The organism is Kribbella speibonae (assembly GCF_004331375.1).
In the GTDB taxonomy this organism is placed as follows: Bacteria; Actinomycetota; Actinomycetes; order Propionibacteriales; family Kribbellaceae; genus Kribbella; species Kribbella sindirgiensis.
The window spans coordinates 572,097-588,765 of record NZ_SJKC01000004.1 but is presented as its reverse complement, the minus strand read 5'-3'; the positions used below and the strand labels follow the sequence as shown (position 1 = coordinate 588,765).

The 16,669-nt window shown below is 68.5% G+C and carries 21 protein-coding genes; 7 read left to right on the top strand and 14 right to left on the bottom strand.

What is annotated here, in order from left to right:
* Positions 1–26: 26 nt before the first annotated feature.
* The 3 genes from E0H92_RS30875 to E0H92_RS30865 form a co-directional block, all read right to left on the bottom strand.
* On the bottom strand, positions 27–344 hold the full coding sequence (locus tag E0H92_RS30875; RefSeq protein WP_131498719.1) for an Rdx family protein: 318 nt from the start codon (positions 342–344) through the stop codon (positions 27–29).
* A gap of 92 nt (positions 345–436) precedes the next feature.
* Positions 437–1,105 carry a C39 family peptidase gene (locus E0H92_RS30870; protein ID WP_131498718.1) on the bottom strand — a complete coding sequence of 223 codons (669 nt, stop codon included), beginning with the start codon at positions 1,103–1,105 and terminating at the stop codon, positions 437–439.
* Positions 1,106–1,202: 97 nt separating this feature from the next.
* Positions 1,203–2,099: an LLM class flavin-dependent oxidoreductase gene (locus tag E0H92_RS30865; RefSeq protein WP_238173670.1), complete on the bottom strand. Its 897-nt coding sequence runs from the start codon at positions 2,097–2,099 to the stop codon at positions 1,203–1,205.
* Between the two features lie 61 nt (positions 2,100–2,160).
* Here E0H92_RS30865 and E0H92_RS30860 point away from each other — a divergent pair, with 61 nt between their 5' ends.
* Together E0H92_RS30860 and E0H92_RS30855 are read left to right on the top strand one after the other, a co-directional pair.
* Entirely contained in the window at positions 2,161–2,562 is a 402-nt protein-coding gene (locus tag E0H92_RS30860) for a MarR family winged helix-turn-helix transcriptional regulator (RefSeq protein WP_131291950.1), read from the top strand.
* A 28-nt stretch (positions 2,563–2,590) separates the two neighbouring features.
* Positions 2,591–3,556 carry an LLM class flavin-dependent oxidoreductase gene (locus tag E0H92_RS30855; RefSeq protein ID WP_131498717.1) on the top strand — a complete coding sequence of 322 codons (966 nt, stop codon included), beginning with the start codon at positions 2,591–2,593 and terminating at the stop codon, positions 3,554–3,556.
* Here the strand turns inward: E0H92_RS30855 and E0H92_RS30850 are convergent.
* The 6 genes from E0H92_RS30850 to rpsB all read right to left on the bottom strand — a co-directional run bounded on the left by E0H92_RS30850 (position 3,546) and on the right by rpsB (position 8,386).
* On the bottom strand, positions 3,546–4,136 hold the full coding sequence (locus E0H92_RS30850) for a GNAT family N-acetyltransferase (protein WP_131498716.1): 591 nt from the start codon (positions 4,134–4,136) through the stop codon (positions 3,546–3,548). The two genes, E0H92_RS30855 and E0H92_RS30850, sit on opposite strands and share 11 nt — an antisense overlap.
* Complete coding sequence (locus E0H92_RS30845) at positions 4,133–4,981, bottom strand: phosphatidate cytidylyltransferase (RefSeq protein WP_131464056.1); 849 nt, start codon at positions 4,979–4,981, stop codon at positions 4,133–4,135. Before E0H92_RS30845 ends, E0H92_RS30850 begins: the two co-directional genes overlap by 4 nt.
* Entirely contained in the window at positions 4,981–5,535 is a 555-nt protein-coding gene (gene frr / locus E0H92_RS30840) for a ribosome recycling factor (RefSeq protein WP_202868295.1), read from the bottom strand. Before frr ends, E0H92_RS30845 begins: the two co-directional genes overlap by 1 nt.
* Before the next feature lie 96 nt (positions 5,536–5,631).
* Positions 5,632–6,384, bottom strand: coding sequence for a UMP kinase (gene pyrH, locus E0H92_RS30835; protein ID WP_131291939.1), 753 nt, complete (start codon positions 6,382–6,384; stop codon positions 5,632–5,634).
* A 49-nt stretch (positions 6,385–6,433) separates the two neighbouring features.
* Complete coding sequence (gene tsf / locus E0H92_RS30830; protein ID WP_131464054.1) at positions 6,434–7,252, bottom strand: translation elongation factor Ts; 819 nt, start codon at positions 7,250–7,252, stop codon at positions 6,434–6,436.
* A 156-nt stretch (positions 7,253–7,408) separates the two neighbouring features.
* On the bottom strand, positions 7,409–8,386 hold the full coding sequence (gene rpsB / locus E0H92_RS30825) for a 30S ribosomal protein S2 (RefSeq protein ID WP_131498715.1): 978 nt from the start codon (positions 8,384–8,386) through the stop codon (positions 7,409–7,411).
* Positions 8,387–8,686: 300 nt separating this feature from the next.
* On the opposite strand from rpsB, the gene E0H92_RS30820 reads away from it, so the two are divergent.
* On the top strand, positions 8,687–9,304 hold the full coding sequence (locus E0H92_RS30820; protein WP_131498714.1) for a murein hydrolase activator EnvC family protein: 618 nt from the start codon (positions 8,687–8,689) through the stop codon (positions 9,302–9,304).
* 3 nt (positions 9,305–9,307) lie between these two features.
* Here the strand turns inward: E0H92_RS30820 and E0H92_RS30815 are convergent, their stop codons facing one another.
* From E0H92_RS30815 to E0H92_RS30805, 3 genes are all read right to left on the bottom strand, one after another.
* Complete coding sequence (locus tag E0H92_RS30815; RefSeq protein WP_131498713.1) at positions 9,308–9,706, bottom strand: VOC family protein; 399 nt, start codon at positions 9,704–9,706, stop codon at positions 9,308–9,310.
* A gap of 51 nt (positions 9,707–9,757) precedes the next feature.
* The gene (locus tag E0H92_RS30810) at positions 9,758–10,237 is read right to left on the bottom strand and encodes an RrF2 family transcriptional regulator (RefSeq protein WP_131291929.1); all 480 of its coding nucleotides are present in this window, start codon (positions 10,235–10,237) and stop codon (positions 9,758–9,760) included.
* A 64-nt stretch (positions 10,238–10,301) separates the two neighbouring features.
* Positions 10,302–11,243 (bottom strand): tyrosine recombinase XerC, encoded by a 942-nt coding sequence (locus E0H92_RS30805; RefSeq protein ID WP_131464046.1) that lies wholly within the window; start codon positions 11,241–11,243, stop codon positions 10,302–10,304.
* Between the two features lie 136 nt (positions 11,244–11,379).
* Between E0H92_RS30805 and E0H92_RS30800 the strand changes: the two genes are divergently transcribed.
* Complete coding sequence (locus E0H92_RS30800) at positions 11,380–13,014, top strand: APC family permease (protein ID WP_131464044.1); 1,635 nt, start codon at positions 11,380–11,382, stop codon at positions 13,012–13,014.
* A gap of 56 nt (positions 13,015–13,070) precedes the next feature.
* Here the strand turns inward: E0H92_RS30800 and E0H92_RS30795 are convergent, their stop codons facing one another.
* Positions 13,071–13,706 carry a VOC family protein gene (locus E0H92_RS30795; RefSeq protein ID WP_131498712.1) on the bottom strand — a complete coding sequence of 212 codons (636 nt, stop codon included), beginning with the start codon at positions 13,704–13,706 and terminating at the stop codon, positions 13,071–13,073.
* 120 nt (positions 13,707–13,826) lie between these two features.
* Here E0H92_RS30795 and E0H92_RS30790 point away from each other — a divergent pair, with 120 nt between their 5' ends.
* Together E0H92_RS30790 and E0H92_RS30785 are read left to right on the top strand one after the other, a co-directional pair.
* Positions 13,827–14,666 carry a helix-turn-helix domain-containing protein gene (locus E0H92_RS30790; RefSeq protein WP_238173669.1) on the top strand — a complete coding sequence of 280 codons (840 nt, stop codon included), beginning with the start codon at positions 13,827–13,829 and terminating at the stop codon, positions 14,664–14,666.
* Between the two features lie 66 nt (positions 14,667–14,732).
* Positions 14,733–15,314, top strand: a complete 582-nt coding sequence (locus E0H92_RS30785; RefSeq protein WP_131498711.1) for a dihydrofolate reductase family protein — start codon at positions 14,733–14,735, stop codon at positions 15,312–15,314.
* Between the two features lie 22 nt (positions 15,315–15,336).
* Here E0H92_RS30785 and E0H92_RS30780 read toward each other — a convergent pair whose 3' ends face one another.
* Positions 15,337–16,233, bottom strand: coding sequence for a TetR/AcrR family transcriptional regulator (locus E0H92_RS30780; protein ID WP_131498710.1), 897 nt, complete (start codon positions 16,231–16,233; stop codon positions 15,337–15,339).
* Positions 16,234–16,285: 52 nt separating this feature from the next.
* Here E0H92_RS30780 and E0H92_RS30775 point away from each other — a divergent pair, with 52 nt between their 5' ends.
* Positions 16,286–16,654 (top strand): hypothetical protein, encoded by a 369-nt coding sequence (locus E0H92_RS30775; RefSeq protein ID WP_131464036.1) that lies wholly within the window; start codon positions 16,286–16,288, stop codon positions 16,652–16,654.
* The last annotated feature ends 15 nt before the right edge of the window (positions 16,655–16,669 follow it).

The window sequence follows — 16,669 nt, the reverse complement described above, 5'->3', positions numbered from 1 at the left end:
CTATTGTCGCCCGCCGGTACGGCGCTTCACAAATTCACATCCCCGGCGTGCTGCGGATCACTCTCCTTGCGGTCCGAGTGGCCGAGCTTGCGGTCCGGCGCGATCCGGTCGCGGACCATCTGCTTCAGCAACGGAACCTCGGCGAATCCGCCCTCCGCCTTCCGCGACCACAGCAGCTCCCCGTCGAGGCTGACGTCGAACACTCCCCCGGTGCCCGGAACGAGCGCCACCTCGCCCAGCTCCTTCGGGAACGTGGTCAGCAACTCCTGGGCGGTCCACGCCGCCCGCATCAACCACCGGCACTGCGTGCAGTACTCGATCTCCAACCGCGGCGCTCGACTCACACGCACCAGTATCGCTGACCCGCCACTCCCAACTTTGAGAAGCCACCGACCATTCTCGGGGCGGCAAAATGATCGGTGGCTTCTCAAAGTGCTCAGGCCGAGTAGCCCTTGGGTGGGATCAGGGTGGCCAGCTGGTTGAAGGTGAGCCAGTACGTCGCTGTGGGGGCGAAGCCGGCTGGGTCCGCGATCAGGACGGTCTGGTCGCTGTCGTCGTACCCGATCACCGTGAAGTAGTGGTAGATCGTGTAGTTCGGGTAGCCCGGCGGGTGGTTGCTGGCCGGGGCGACGATGTTGGCGACGATCGGGTAGTTGTTGTTGATGTCGAGAACGACGTCCCGCCAGAGCAGGTCCCGCTGCGCCTGGGTGGGTGGGTCGTTCGGCATCTCCTTGGTCTCGTACCAGCCGGTGCCGAGGTGGTTGTTGAGCACCCGGGTGACCTGACCGATCCAGTCGGTGCCGTTCGTTGTGGTCGGCAACTCGTTGGCGAGTTGCTGCTGGCTCGGCGGCGAGATCCGGGCCGAGAGCGCGATCCGGGTCGCTGCCGGGCCGCACCAGTAGCCGGTCTGCTGGTACTGGAAGTCGATGTTCAGCGTCTTGACGGTCTGCGTCGAGTAGCCGAGCGTCGGGACCGGCTTGGCCGCTGCGACCGCTTCCGCGGACACGGTCTGCGGTACGGCGGTGGCCGCGCCCACCGGGAGGACTGCGGCCGTGATGAGGGCGAGACCGCTCAGAGCGGCCTTGAACTTCGTCGTAAGGGTCATGTCAGCTCCTCACTCGACGACCGGGGCGGGTCGTCCTGTGTTTGATCCTGACACAATGCGCTGAGTCGTGGTGAAAAAATCACCACCCGTTTCCATCTCAGTGGAAAGGGTCGATGATTTCGCGGACCAGCCAGCGCACGGCGTGCTCCGGGTACGGGCGGGGCAGCGACAGCACGATGTGATCGAAGCCGAGCGCAACGGCCTTCCGGACGATCTCACGGGTCCCGGCCGGGTCGTCGTACGAGACGATCTGCTGCAGTGAGCGGCTGATCGTCGACGGGTCCCGCCCGATCAGCTCGCATTCCGCGTCCAGGCGGCGTACTCGATCCGCGAGGGTGTCGAGGTCGACATGCGGCGGTCCGCTGATGTTCCAGGTGTCGGCGTGCTCCGCGACGAGCCGCAGCATGCGGTTGCCCCAGCCGCCGATCAGCAGCGGTGGGCCGCCTTTCTGGACCGGCTTCGGCGCGTTGCGGGTGCGTTCGAGCGTGCAGTACTTGCCGTGGAAGTCGAACTCGTCCTCGGTCCACATCCGGCGCAGGATCTCAATCGTCTCGCGCAGCCGGTCGACCCCCTCCCCCGGCGGGACGAGCGTCAGCCCGTAGGCGGCGTACTCCTCGATCGCCGGATTCGGGCCCGGGATGCCACTCAGGCCGGCCGGTTGATGGGTGCCGCCGGCGCCGAGGCCCATGATCAGGCGGCCGCCGGAGATCACATCGAGGGTGCTGGCGATCTTGCCGAGCACGGCCGGCGGGCGGATCCGGTTGCTGGTGACGAGCAGACCGAGGCGGAGTCTCGCCGTTTGGGCGGCGAGCGCGGTGAGCAGGGTCCAGCCCTCGAGTACGTCGCCGTCCTTCGGGCCGGCGAGCGGGAGGAAGTGGTCCCAGAGCCAGGCGTCGCGGATCTGCGGCTCTTCGTCGGCCTCGAGCCAGACGCGGCGGATCTCGGCGTACGGGACGTGCATCGGAGTGGTCTTCAGACCGAAGGTCGGTTCCATAATCATCAGGGTAACTGATGATCAGCTCTCCTGACGATCAGCCAGCCGGTAGATTTACGGTATGTCTGACCGGCTCGGGTACCTGCTCAAACACGTCCTCGCGCAGCTCACCGAGGCGCAGACGACCGCCTTGGCGCCGCACGGCCTGAACGGGCGCGACCTGGCGGTGCTGGCCGCGATCGTGTCCGGTGAGCCGCTGTCGCAGCTCGAGGTCGCCGCGCGGCTGCGAGTCGACCGGACATCGATCGGCGACCTGCTGGACGGGCTCGAGGAACGCGGCTTCGTCGAACGCCGGCGCAGCCCGGAGGACCGCCGCCGGAACGTCGTCGTCCTGACGTCGCTGGGCGAGTCCACCTTCGAGACCGCGGAGCGGATCCGGCTGGAGGTCGAGCGGGAGTTCCTCGCTCCCCTGCCCTCGGCTGACCGTTTCCGGGACGACCTGAGGCTGCTGCTCGGGGAATGAGCGCTCCGGCAGGGCCGTTGGACTCTGCATGCTTTCCGTCCCGCTGTCAGTCCTGGACCGCTCCCGGACGCGAGTAGGCGAGTCAGAGGCGGAGACACTGCGCGCGACCGTGGAGCTGGCGCAGCAGGTGGAAGAGCTTGGCTACAAGCGTTTCTGGGTCTCGGAGCACCACAGCGTGCCAGGAGTGGTCGGCTCCGCGCCGACGGTGCTGGCTGCGGCTGTTGCCGCCCGCACCGATCGGATCCGCGTCGGCACGGGCGGGGTCATGCTGCCGAACCACAGGCCATTGGTCGTGGCGGAGCAGTTCGGCGTACTGGAGTCGTTGTACCCCGGCCGTATCGACATGGGCCTCGGCCGATCGGTCGGCTTCACCAACGGCGTACGGCGGGCGCTCGGTGTCTCGAAGGATGCCGCCGACGAGTTCGCCACACAGGTTCGCGAGCTCTTGGACTATCTCGCGGGCACTTCTACTGACCAGGTTCATGCGCGACCGGGCGAGGGACTGCGAATCCCGCCGTTCATCCTCGCGGTCGGCGAAGGCGCGACGATCGCGGCGGCGCTGGGCCTGCCCGTGGTGCTGGCGGCTCGCCCGGACTCGGCCGACCTGCTCGAGGACTACCGGAGCACGTTCCGGCCGTCTGCGTGGGCATCGGAGCCCTACGTCATCCTCGCGGTCACCGCCGCGGTAGCCGACTCCACCGAGGCAGCGCGCGAGCTCTTGTTGCCGGAGGCATGGGCCAGTGCGTACTCGCGGACGCGGGGCGTGTTCCCGCCGCTGCAGCCCGACGTACCGGATGAGATGACCGCCCGCGAGCAGGAGTTCTTCGAGAACGCGCTCCGCGGCCAGATCTACGGCACGCCCGCCGAGGTCGACCATGAGCTCGACAGCCTGGTACGCCGTACCGCGGCCGACGAACTCCTGATCACCACGAACACGTACGACCGCGCCGCGCTCCTGACGACCTACGCGGCGCTGGCGAAGCTCACCGGCTGATTCGGTCCTCGAGCCGCTTCCGGACATCGGGCCACTCGTCGGCCAGGATCGAGAACACCACCGTGTCCCGGAACGAGCCGTCAGCCGTCCGCATGTGCCGTCGCAGCACGCCCTCGCGGGTCGCCCCGAGCTTCGCGATCGCGGCCTGCGACCGAGTGTTCTTCGAGCCGGTCTGGATCTTCACCCGGCCGAACCCGCACACCTCGAAGGCATGCTCGAGCAGGAGCAGCTTGGTCGCCGGATTGACCGCGGTCCCCCACACCGCGGGCGCGTAGCCGGTGTAGCCGAGGTGGATCCGCTCGTTGGCCACGTCAACGTCCGCGAGGCTCGACGTACCGACGACGGTGCCGTCGGCCACCAGTCGGACGACGTACGCGAACCGCTTGGCCGCGGCCGGAATCCACTTCGCGCGCATGTCCTCCGCGCTGGCCGGCATCGCCGCGGGGCCGCCACCGAAGCCGCCGGCGTACACCTGCTCGTTGCCGATCGCGGCGTACAGCTCGTCGATATCGGACGCCTGCAGCCGGTCCAGGCGCACGACATCGCCGACCATGGAGCGTCCGTCCGGTGCGACCGTCATGCCTTCACCAACAGGTGCAGGAGGAGCCAGACGATCGGCGCAGTCGCGAGCAGTGAGTCGAGGCGGTCCATGACACCGCCGTGACCAGGTAGCAGGTTCGACATGTCCTTGATCCCCAGGTCGCGCTTGATCATCGACTCGCCGAGGTCACCGACCGTCGCGGTCAGCACGGCGACGGCACCGACGATCGCTCCGACCCACCAGTTCCCGTCCAGCAGGAACACGACCGCGGCGATCCCGGCGCCGATACACGCGAGCGTCGAGCCGGCGAAGCCCTCCCAGGACTTCTTCGGGCTGATCGTCGGCGCCATCGGGTGCTTGCCGAACAGCACACCGGCCGCATACCCGCCGACGTCACTGGCGACCACGACCACGAAGAACGTGACCACTCGCCCGGGACCGTCCGCGTCCGGCTGCACCAGCAGGATCGCGAACCCGGCCAGCAGCGGCACGTAGCCGATCAGGAACACCCCGGCGCTCACGTCCCGGACGAACCCGATCGACCCGCCCGGCATCCGCCAGAAGATCGTGCCGAGCACGGTGACCCCGAGCGCGACCAGCAACGCCATCGGCCCACCGAAGTACGCCGCCACCAGCATCGCCGTCGTACCGGCGAACAGCGGGATCCTCGGGATCACCGCCCCGCCGGTGCGCAGCGCCTTGATCATCTCGTCGACGGCGACCAGCACGACGGCCAGCACCAGGACGGTGAACAGGACCTTCTGCCAGTACAGCGATCCGAGGATCAGCGCGCCGAGCCCGACCCCGACCGCGATCGCCGCGGGCAGATTGCGCCCGGCGCGGCTCGGGCTGGGACTCGCCGCGGGCGTGCTTTCGACGCCCATCACACCTCGAGCAGTTCGGCTTCCTTGTGCTTGAGCAGGTCATCGACGGAATCGACGTACTTCTTCGTCAACCCGTCGAGCCGCTTCTCAGCACTCTTGCCCTCGTCCTCGCCCGCCTCGCCGTCCTTGACGGTCTTGTGCACCTGGTCCATCGCGTGCCGGCGGATGTTCCGCATCGAGACCTTGGCCTCCTCGGCCTTGGTCTTCGCAAGCTTGATGTACTCCTTGCGGCGTTCCTCGGTCAGCTGCGGCATCACCACGCGGATCACGGCGCCGTCGTTACCCGGGTTCACACCCAGGTCCGAGTCGCGGATCGCCTTCTCGATCGCCGCCATCGCGCCCTTGTCGTACGGCGAGATCAGCACGGTGCGCGGCTCCGGCACCTGGAAACCGGCCAGCTGCTGCAGGGGAGTCGGGCTGCCGTAGTAGTCGGCCAGAATGCCGGCGAACATCTGCGGGTGCGCCCGGCCGGTGCGGATCGCGGCGAAGTCGTCCTTCGCAACCTCCACGGCCTTCGACATCTTCTGCTCGGCATCGCGGAGAGCTTCGTCGATCACGACATTCCTCGCTTCCTCTGGGCCGCGCCGATGCGGCCACTCCTACTGCGCCTTGTGACAACCGATCCTAGTGGTACGCCGCTCCACCGCCGGTTATTGCCCCCGGGAGACGACCGTACCGATCTTCTCGCCGTGGATCACCCGGGCGATGTTGCCCTCGTCGAGACCGAAGATCACGATCGGCAGCGCGTTGTCTCGGGCCAGGCTGATCGCGGTCGCGTCGGCGACCCGGAGCCCGCGGGCCAGGAAGTCGTCGTACGACAACTGGTCGAACTTCACCGCGTCCGGGTTCTTCTTCGGGTCGGAGTCGTAGACACCGTCAACACCCTGCTTGCCCATCAGCAGCGCCTCGGCGCCGACCTCCAGCGCGCGCTGGGCGGCGACCGTGTCGGTGGAGAAGTACGGCATACCGGAGCCGGCGCCGAAGATGACCACACGACCCTTCTCCAGGTGCCGCTCGGCCTTGCGCGGGATGTAGGGCTCGGCGACCTGGCCCATCGTGATCGCGGTCTGCACCCGCGTCTCGATGCCGAGCTTCTCCAGGAAGTCCTGCAGCGCCAGGCAGTTCATCACGGTGCCGAGCATGCCCATGTAGTCGGCCCGGTTCCGCTCCATGCCGCGCTGCTGGAGCTCGGCGCCGCGGAAGAAGTTCCCGCCGCCGACCACCACGGCGACCTGGACGCCGGCCCGCGCCACATCCGCGATCTGCTTGGCGATCGAGTTCACCACATCGGGGTCGACGCCGAGTTTGCCGCCGCCGAACACCTCACCGGACAGCTTCAGCAGCACCCGGTGATAGGCAGGCGAAGAGGCCGGACTCGTCTCGGCACCCAGGGTTTCCGTCACGATTCCGGCCTCCTCGTTAGCTTCGTGTGCGCTCAGATCCGCTACGGGATCAGGCGCCGACCTCGAAGCGGGCGAACCGCTTCACGGTGACGCCGGCGGCGTCGAGCACAGCCTTCACGGACTTCTTGTTCTCCGTGACCGACGGCTGCTCGAGCAGCACGACGTCCTTGAAGAAGCCGTTCACCCGGCCCTCGACGATCTTCGGCAGGGCGCCTTCCGGCTTGCCCTCCTCGCGGGCGGTCGCCTCGGCGATCCGCTTCTCGTTCTCGACCGTCTCGGCCGGGACCTCGTCGCGGGTGGTGTACAGCGGGCGCATCGCGGCGGCCTGCATGGCGGCGCCACGGGCGGCCTCCACGTCATCGCCCTCGAACTCGACCAGGACGCCGACCTGGGCCGGCAGGTCCGCGGCACGCTTGTGCATGTACGCCGTGACCTTGCCGTCGAAGACGGCCACCTTGCCGAGCTCCAGCTTCTCGCCGATGACCGAGGCCAGGGCCTCGATGTTCTCGGCGACCGACTTGCCGTCGGTCAGCTTCTCGCTGAGCAGACCCTCGACGTCGCCGACCTTGCTCGCCGCGGCGTGCGCGACGATGTCGGCGGCGAGCTGCTGGAACTGCTCGTTCTTGGCGACGAAGTCGGTCTCGCAGTTCAGCTGGACCAGAGCGTTCTCCGCCGCGGCCACCAGGCCGTTGGTGGCGGACCGCTCGGCGCCGCGCTTGGCCGCCTTGGCCGCGCCGTGGATGCGCAGCTCCTCGATCGCCTTCTCGAAGTCGCCGTCGGTGGTCTCGAGCGCCTTCTTCGCGTCCATCATGCCCGCGCCGGTGGCGTCGCGGAGCTTCTTCACGTCAGCGGCGGTGTAGTTCGCCATTCCTCGTTCTCTCGTCTTGTCGATGCGGCTGGATGGGCGGGGCTTGTTCGGTACCCGCGGACCGGGCGGCCGGGCGGCCAGTGGCCTGGCCGGGCTCGCCGGGACGTCCGCAGCGGTGGTGCCGCCCGGCGATGAACCGGGCGGCACCCGTGGCTGTCAGGCCTCGTCGGCCTTCGGGGCGTCGTCCTTCGCCTCGGCCTCGGTCGCGACCGGCTCGGTCGCGGCGTCGGTCGCCTCGGCGGCCGGAGCCTCAGCAGCCGGAGCCTCAGCAACCGGCGCCTCGGCAGCCGGAGCCTCAGCGGCAGCCGGAGCCTCAGCAGCGGCAGGGGTCTCGGCGGTCTTGGCCTCGGCGGCGCCGTTCTGGCTCTCCAGCAGCTCGCGCTCCCAGGCGGCCAGCGGCTCTTCCTGGCCCAGCTCCTCGCCGGCGGCGGCGGAGCCCTGGCCGGAGCGGCCCATCAGGCCGTCGGCGACGGCGTCGGCGACGACCCGCGTGAGCAGGCCGACCGAGCGGATCGCGTCGTCGTTCCCCGGAATCGGGTAGTCGACCTCGTCCGGGTCGCAGTTGGTGTCCAGGATGCCGATGATCGGCAGCTTCAGCTTGCGCGCCTCGTCGACGGCGAGGTGCTCTTTCTTGGTGTCCACGATCCACACGGCGGCCGGAACCCGGGCCATGTCGCGGATACCGCCGAGGGTCTTGAGCAGCTTGTCGTGCTCGCGACGCTTCTGCAGCAGCTCCTTCTTGGTGACACCGGAGGCGGCGACGTCGTCGAAGTCGATGAGCTCGAGCTCCTTGAGCCGCTGCAGCCGCTTGTTCACCGTCTGGAAGTTGGTCAGCATGCCGCCCAGCCAGCGCTGGTTCACGTACGGCATCCCGACGCGGGTCGCCTGCTCGGCGATCGCTTCCTGGGCCTGCTTCTTGGTGCCGACGAACAGGATCGCCCCGCCCGACGCGACCGTGCTGCGGACGAACTCGTACGCGCGGTCGATGTAGGACAGCGACTGCTGCAGGTCGATGATGTAGATGCCGTTGCGCTCGGTGAGGATGTAGCGCTTCATCTTCGGGTTCCAGCGCCGGGTCTGGTGCCCGAAGTGCACGCCGCTCTCGAGCAGCTGCTTCATGGTTACTACGGCCATGACTGTGTAGGTCTCCTGTCACGCTTCCCCGGGTGCTCTTCCGGGTCCGCGCGTCTCTCGGTTGTCTCGCGGCGCGCCGGGATGGCGCACCGTGCCTGATGCCCGTCGTACGGCTCCGCCCGGATCGCCCCGGGACCGCTGGAGTCGCACACTTGTGCGGGCATGCGTAGTCGCCCCACCTAGGTGTGGCGCCACCGGAAGTGTACGGGACCACCCGCGCCCAACGCGAACCGGGCCAGGTTGTCCACAATTCCCGGATCGCCGGTCCGCGACCACCCCGAAACCGGCATCTTCCCTGGCATGAACCTCGCCCTGCTCCCCCTCGCCGCCCCACCCCCGCCACCCGCCGCCGCGGCCTGGCCGCTCCAGCCCCGCCCGGAGATCGTGCGCGGCTTCGAGCCACCCACGAAACCCTGGCTACCCGCCCATCGCGGCGTCGACCTCGCCGGCCGCCCCGGCCAACCCGTCCTCGCTGCCACCCCCGGCACGATCACGTACGCCGGTGCGCTCGCCGGCCGCGGCGTCATCACGATCACCACCGGCCCCCGCCGTACGACGTATGAACCTGTCGTCCCCGCGGTCTCGGTCGGGGCCACGGTCACGACCGGCGCCGTCATCGGCCGCCTGTCCGCCGCGGGCTCGCACTGCCTGCCCAGATCTTGTCTGCACTGGGGCCTACTTCAGGGCAAGCAGTACCTCAACCCCCTGAGCCTGCTCCCCAACCGCCCCGTCCGCCTGCTCCCACTGACCGAAGGACAGACCCAGCCGACCGCGGCCGCACCCCGCGTCAGGTCGGCCGATCCACCTGCCTCGGCACCTGACGTTCCACCGGACAGCAACCGGCGCGCAGCCAAGCTCGTCATCGCGGCCACCGCGGCGCTGACCCTCACCGCCGGCCTGCTGATCAGACGCGAATAGGGCTCACGCGTGCGGCAGGTTCAGCTGCCACGACACCCCGTACCGGTCGTTGACCCACCCGAACTTCTTGCTGAAGCCGTAGTCACCCAATGGCATCAACGCACCCCCGCCCTCGACCAGAGCGCCGTACAGCCGGTCGAGCTCCGCCTCATCCGCACAGTCCACGAACAACGACATCGAAGGAGTGAAGGTGAAGCCATGGCGCTGATAGCTGTCGCTGCACATGAACTGCTGCCCGGCCAGCTGGAACACGGCCACCATCACGGATCCCTCGGGGCCCGGCCCCTCGGCGCCGTACTTGACCATCGACACGACCTCGGCGTCCTCGAACAGCGACAGGTAGAAGGTCATCGCCTGCTCGGCGCCGCCCTCGAACATGAGGAACGTCTTGATCTGCTGCATCGCTCATCTCCTACAGTCGCGGCTTATATAAGCCACGACTGTAACACGCGGTCAGCTGCCCGGGACCCGGGCCTGCCAGGCGTCCTCGTCGCGGGAGCGGCGCTCGACACCGGCTGGGAGCTTGTTCTTGGCGAGGTCGATCAGCGTGGTGTTCTCGAGGACGTCCCGCAGGCTCGCGCGGGCGGCGATCCAGACCCGCTGCAGGACGACCGCGTGCTCGTTGTAGCTGACGCTCTCCGGCCGGACGCCCGAGATGCTGACGATCGGGCCGTCGACCGCGCGCATCACGTCGGCGACGGAGATCTCGTTCGGGTCGACGGCCAGCCGCCAGCCACCCGACTGCCCACGCTGGCTGGACAGGACGCCGGCGCGCCGCAGATCGGCCAGGATGCCCTGCAGGAACCCGTGCGGAATGCCCTGCGCCCGGCTCAGTTCCTCGGCCGATACCACCGCGGCATCGCCGGCCACCCACCGCTGGGTGATCTCGATCAGAGCTCGCAACGCATAGTCAGACTTCGCCGAAACCCGCATGTCCCGCAGTCTGCCGCATCCCGGCACTCACGCGCCGCATCCCCGGCACATGTCATGCCCTGGATCATGCCCTGGGGTGCGCCTGCTGATAGGCCTGGCGGAGACGGTCGGTGGAGACATGGGTGTAGATCTGGGTCGTCGCGAGCGACGCGTGCCCCAGGAGTTCCTGCACGCTCCGCAGGTCTGCTCCGCCCTCCAGTAGATGCGTGGCCGCCGTATGGCGCAGGCCGTGCGGCGCGAGGTCCGGTGCGTCGACGACAGCGATCCGCTCGTGCACCATCCGCCGTACGGCCCGCTGGTCGATCCGGCCGCCTCGCGCTCCGAGAAAGGCCGCCGGCCCGCTCCCCTCACGCGCCAGCTTCGGCCGCGCCTCGACCAGCCACCGCTCGAGCGCCTGCCCGGCCGGTACGCCGTACGGGACCGACCGCTCCTTCCGTCCCTTGCCGAAGACCCTGACGACGCGTCGCGAGTCGTCGACGTCGTCCACATCCAGGGCGCACAGCTCGCCGACCCGGATTCCGGTTGCGTAGAGCAACTCCATGATCGCGAGATCACGCAGCCCGACCGGACTGCCGTCGTCCGCCGCGACCGCGGCGGCGTCGAGGACCGCGCGGGTGTCTGCCTGACCGAGCACCCCCGGGAGGCTCTTGTGCGCCTTCGGGCTGGCCAGCAACGCTCCGGGATCAGTACTGATCCGCCCGGTCCGCTGCGCCCAGGCCGTGAACACCCTTGCGGCCGTCGCCCGGCGAGCCATCGTGCTGCGGGATTTCCCCAGACTTTGCTGTTTCGCCAGCCACGATCGCAGGCTCCGGATATCCAGCTGCCCCAGATCATCGTGACCAAGCCGAATCAAATGTTCGAGTAAATCCGCGACATCTCCGATGTAGGCTCTCACCGAGTGAGTGCTGAGGTCTCTTTCCGCCGTCAGATGCCTTTCGTAGTCAGCCAGTAACACAGCGAAACCTTCCGGCCAGGAACGGTTTCCGGTGACTTCGTCCGGCGTCATAGGTCGACGATGCGTGAGGTGGCCCTGCATCGCAAGCCACCGCGCGGGGACCGACGAGAGGAGGGCTGGTCGATAGCCCAACGGTCGACTACTGTTCGGCCCGATTGCCCTAGTAGCAACGGAGGCACCCCTGACCATGGCCCCCTCAGCGAACGGACAGACCGTAGGCCGGCGCCTGCCGGTCGAGTCGGCGTTCACTCGAGTCGAGGACGCGCGGCACCGTCTGCCGCGTTTGTTCGGTCGTCGCGACCTGGTTGTACTCGGCCTGGGCGTGATGATCGGCTCCGGCATTTTCAGCATCAGCGGCGTCCAGGCGGCGAATGTCGCCGGACCGGCAGTGATCCTGTCGTTCGTCATCGCCGCGATCGTCTGTCTGCTGGCCGCGGCCTGTTATGCCGAACTGTCGTCGACCATTCCGGTTTCCGGTAGCGCGTACACGTTCAGCTACGTCACCTTCGGCGAAGCGTGGGCGTGGCTGGTCGGCTGGGCGCTCGTGCTCGAACTCGTCACCGCGGCGGCGATCGTCGCCCGGGTCTGGTCGGCGTACTTCCTGGCCACGCTCGACGGGTTCGGCGTGACGCTGCCCGCCGGGGTGGCGCAGTTCTTCGGCCCCGAAGCCAAGCTGAACCTGGTGGCCCCGCTGCTGCTGCTCGTCCTGACCGCGCTGATCGTGACCGGCACCAAGCTCTCCTCCCGCGTGCTGACCGTCGTCGTGATCGCGAAGGTCGCGGTGATCCTGCTGGTGGTGATCGTCGGCGCCGCGCACATCAACATGGACAACTACCACCCGTTCGTGCCGCCGGCCCGGGCCGCGCCCGCCACCGCGAGCCCGACGTTGCTGGGCTGGATCCTGGACTCCTCGTTCGGCTCGTTCGGGACGATGGGCATCTTCACCGCCGCGAGCACGATCGTGTTCGCCTACATCGGCTTCGACCTGATCGCGACCGCGTCCGAGGACGCCCGCAGCCCGCGGAAGACCGTCCCGCAGGGCATGCTGCTCGGCGTCGGCGCGGTGACGATCCTCTACATCGCGATGGCGGTCGTCCTGGTCGGCATGCGCCCGTACGGCCAGCTGGGCGGCGGCGCGCCGGTCTCGGAAGCGCTGGCCGCGGTCGGGGTCGGGTGGGCCGCGAAGGTGGTCAACCTAGGTGCGTTGCTGGCGTTGATGACAGTGATCATGGTGGTCCTCATCGCGCAGAGCCGGGTGCTGTTCAACATGGGTCGTGACGGCCTGCTGCCGAAGAGCCTCGGCCGGGTCAGCCGCGTGTACTCCTCCCCCGCCCGCGCCGCAGCCGCCGCCGGTATCGCCGCGCTGGCCCTCACGCTCTACCCGAAGGTTCTGGAGCTCGAGGAACTGCTCGTCATCGGAGCCCTGTTCTGCTTCGCGTTCTGCGCGATCGGCGTCCTCACACTGCGCCGCTCCGAGCCCAACCTGGAGCGCGGCTTCCGGGTGCCGATGGTCCCGCTGATCCCGCTGCTCTCACTCGCCGCGACGGTCTGGCTGATGCTCAACCTGAAGACGAGCACCTGGACCAAGTTCGGCATCTGGATGGTAATCGGTATCGCGATCTACGGCCTCTACGGCCGCTGGCACAGCCGCCTCGCCAACGAGGACAGCTGGGACTTCGACCTCGGCGACACCGACCCTGGCACCGGCGGCCTCCAGGCCATCCGCGCCGAGCACGACCGCCCGACCGAACTCCGCGCCATCCGCACCCCACCCGAGCAGCAACCGCAAAAACCCACCCGCGGCAAACACATGCGCAACTGACCCCACCCAAGACCCCCGGGGCGACCACTTGTATCGCCCCTTCGGGACAGCCGGCGCTAGGCCCGGAGACCCTCGTCAACCGCTGCCGGCACCGGTTCCCAGACGAATCCGTCCGGGTCGACGAAGGTGCCTGCGTCCGCGCTCACGGCGATCCGGTGCGAGCCGCTGCCGTCGACCGGTACACCGGCGTCCTTGGCCAGCGCCTTCCGCCCGTACAGACCCAGCTTGATCGGGCCCGTCGTGGCGAACTCGACGTACTTGCGCCCGAAGCTCCGCGCAACGGACAGCCCGTGGTCCACGTAGAACTTCTTGCTCACGGCAACATCAGCGCATCCGAGCAGCAGAACGACGGACTCGATCTCGCGGGTCGCCGGACCGGTGTCCTTCTTCGCGGAGGTGGCCACCTTCCAGATCGTGCCGTCGGGTGCCTGCACAACGCCGCCGTACCCCCAGAGCGACTTGGTCACCGGCTTCACCACCGTCGCGCCGGCGTCGACCGCCGTCTCGAACAGGCTGCTCACCGTACTCGGCTGAGCCACCGTCAGGGACAACGTGAAGTCACGGAACCCGGCCGTCTCCTCGCTGGACTCACGCACCCGCACCTGCTCGGTCAGCCCGAAAGCCTCCGCCAGAAACCGCTCCGCCGACGCACCGTCGGCCACTTCGAGAACCACACAGTGAAGAGTTGTCATGCCCACAAAGCTATGCAGCCGGCCCGCCCTCCGCTTCTCGATTCCTGACCACCTCCACCCGACCGCTCAAACTGATCCGCCCCGCTGCGGAAGTGGCTTGGTATCGGCGATGCTGTGGGCATGGAGTACGTGTCCAGAGTGCCGCGGCCGCCGCTGGACGGGCTGATCGACGATCTCTACTACCTGGAGGGCGCGTCGCCGTACGCCTGGCTGATGCTGCCGCCGAGTCCGTCGGCGTTGCTCATCGTCAACCTCGGGGCGCCGTTCCGCATCCGCGGCGGCACCGACGTCGAGAGGGCCGAGTACGCCGACGGTTGCGTGGTCACCGTACCCACGCGCGCAATGGAGTTCGGCTACCCACCCTGGACCCGGTCCGTCGGCGTGCACTTCAAACCGTGGGGGCTGGCGCCGTTCGTGCGGATGCCCGCGACCGAGCTGTGTGATCGGCCAGTGACGATCGAGCAGGTCTGGGGCCGGCCCGCCATCGCCGAGCTGGGAGACCGGCTGGCCATGGCGGCCGGACCGCGCGAGATGCTGACGCTGCTCGAAGAGGAGCTGATGCGACGGCTGCGCGAGACCGCTGGATTGGGCCTCGTTCGCCACGCGAGCAGCGTCATCGCGGCGACCAGTGGAGCGGTGGCGGTCGGCGACCTGACCGCGGCCGCCGGTGTCAGCAGCACTCATCTGACACACCGGTTCAAGCAGCTCATCGGCGTCACCCCGAAGCGGCTGGCCCGCTCCTACCGTTTCACCACCACCGTGCTCGCCATCGACCCCACCGGACCGATCGACTGGGGCGACCTCGCCGCTCGCGCGGGCTACTTCGACCAGGCCCACTTCGGTCACGAGTTCCGGGAGTTCACCGGGCTCACGCCGACCCAGTACGTCGAAGTCCGGCGGCGGTTCCTGCGCGAACATCCCGGCCACACGCTGGACAACTGGCCGCTGCCGGCCGATTGATTTCTTACAAGAGCGACAGCCCACGAGACGCTAATTTGAGGACACCCCAAAGCAAAGGAGAGCCCCGTGGGCAAGGTGGTGATGTACAGCTCGGTGTCGGTGGATGGCTTCCTCGCGGACGAGAACGACCAGCCAGGACCGCTGTTCGACTGGTTGACCAGCGGTGACGTCCCCTTGGACGAGAGCGGCGTGCTGAAGGTGGCGCAGGTGTCCTTCGATTACACCCGGGCGTACTGGGACCAGATCGGCGTGACGATCGCCGGCCGCCACGTCTTCGATCTGACCGACGGCTGGGACGGGACGCCTCCAGCCGGGGTCGACCACGTGGTCGTCGTGACGCACCGACCGGCGCCCGAGGGCTGGGATCCCGAGGCGCCGTTCCACTTCGTCGACGGTGTCGAGGCAGCCGTGGCCAAAGCGCAGGAGCTCGCCGGTGACCGCATCGTCGAGATCGCCGCCGGCGACGTCGGCGGCCAGGCGCTGGCCGCCGGGCTGGTCGACGAAGTGCGCATGGACGTCGTACCTGTCGTATTCGGGGCCGGCAAGCGCTACTTCGGATCAGTCGACGCACAGCACCTGCTGGAAGACCCAGACGAAGTAATCCAGGGCAACCGAGTCCTTCACCTGCGCTACCAGATCCGCCGCTAACCGCTCCGCGCACCCGAACTCGTCAAGGCGCAGAAGGGAGGTGGGCTGTGTTCGTTCGCATGCGTAGGCCGTCGACCAGGAGGTCGAGTCCTAGGGTGAACTGTTCGATCGAGCCGGCTGCCGGCATTTGTTCGGTGGAGTTCTGACCGATGCTTCTAAGGGCGTGTGCGGCCTCCGTCCAGCGATCGTCACGTTGCCCCTGGGTCGCTACTGCCATGGCGAGCGAGCTGGAGAGGTACGCGATCAGCACCTGGCTCGTCGCCACCGTGTCTTCGTCACTGAGCCCGGCGTCCCGCAACGCGCCGAGCAGGATCCGGCCGATTTGCTGACCATGCGGCCCGAGCGGTGGACGGGACGCGATATGGGGTGCGATGCCTGGATGCGCAAGGGCCACCTCCCGCGAGTTGGCGAGCGTCTCCCGCAGTCGCACCACCCACGGCGCTCGGTCGTCGGGGAGGACGACACCCCCCACGGCGAGATCAGCGACAGCGTCGAGCAGCGCGACGAGATTGGCGAAGTGCCGGTACAGCGTCATCGGGTCGCACCCGACGTACGCCGCGATGCGCCGCGCCGTCATCGCCTCCGGGCCCTCCTGGTCACCAAGCGCCAACGCGCTCGCCGCGATCGAACCGGGTGACAAGGTCCCCCGAACCACCCGGCCCTTCCGCACATCACCCTTCCGCAAATGACCCGCCCGCTCATCACTCGTCCGCTCGTCACGCTTCCGCACGTCACGCGCCCGCTCGTCGCCCACCCACTCGTCGCCCTCTCGCACGTCGCCCGCCCGCACCTCACCCGCCGGCACGTCACCCTTCCGCTCGTCACCCGCCGGCACGTCACCCGCCGGCACGTCGCCCGCCCGCACGTCGCCCGCCCGCCCGTCACCCCTTCGCACGTCATCCGTCCGCTCGTCGGTCATGGTGTAAATCTACGCTGTAGACAAGGTGGGATCTGATGTCTACGGTGTAGACATGAGTCGGCATGGTGTTCTTGTTGCTCGGCTGGTTGCCGGGTTTCTTGCGCTGTTTATGGCCGCGTACTTCGCGACCGACAACTTCGGCGGCGGCTCGGTCCGTCGGTTGGACAATCCGTTTCTGGTGCCGGACCTTCTGATCGTCGTGTTGCTGGGCAGTTCGGCCGCGCTCCCCCGCCGCATCGCCGCACCGGCGTTGATCTTCTCCCTTGCCTGGTCCGCCGCCGTCTGGGCGACCTCGCTGGCCCACTGGCTGGTCGACGGCGAAGTGGGCCGCGGTCTCGGTCACCTGGCCCTCGTCCTCCCAGCGGTCCTCGCAGCCGCCGCCGCGGCCGCCAGCACCCGCCGCGAGCCAGCGGGCCTCTGAGCAACCAGGTCCGGC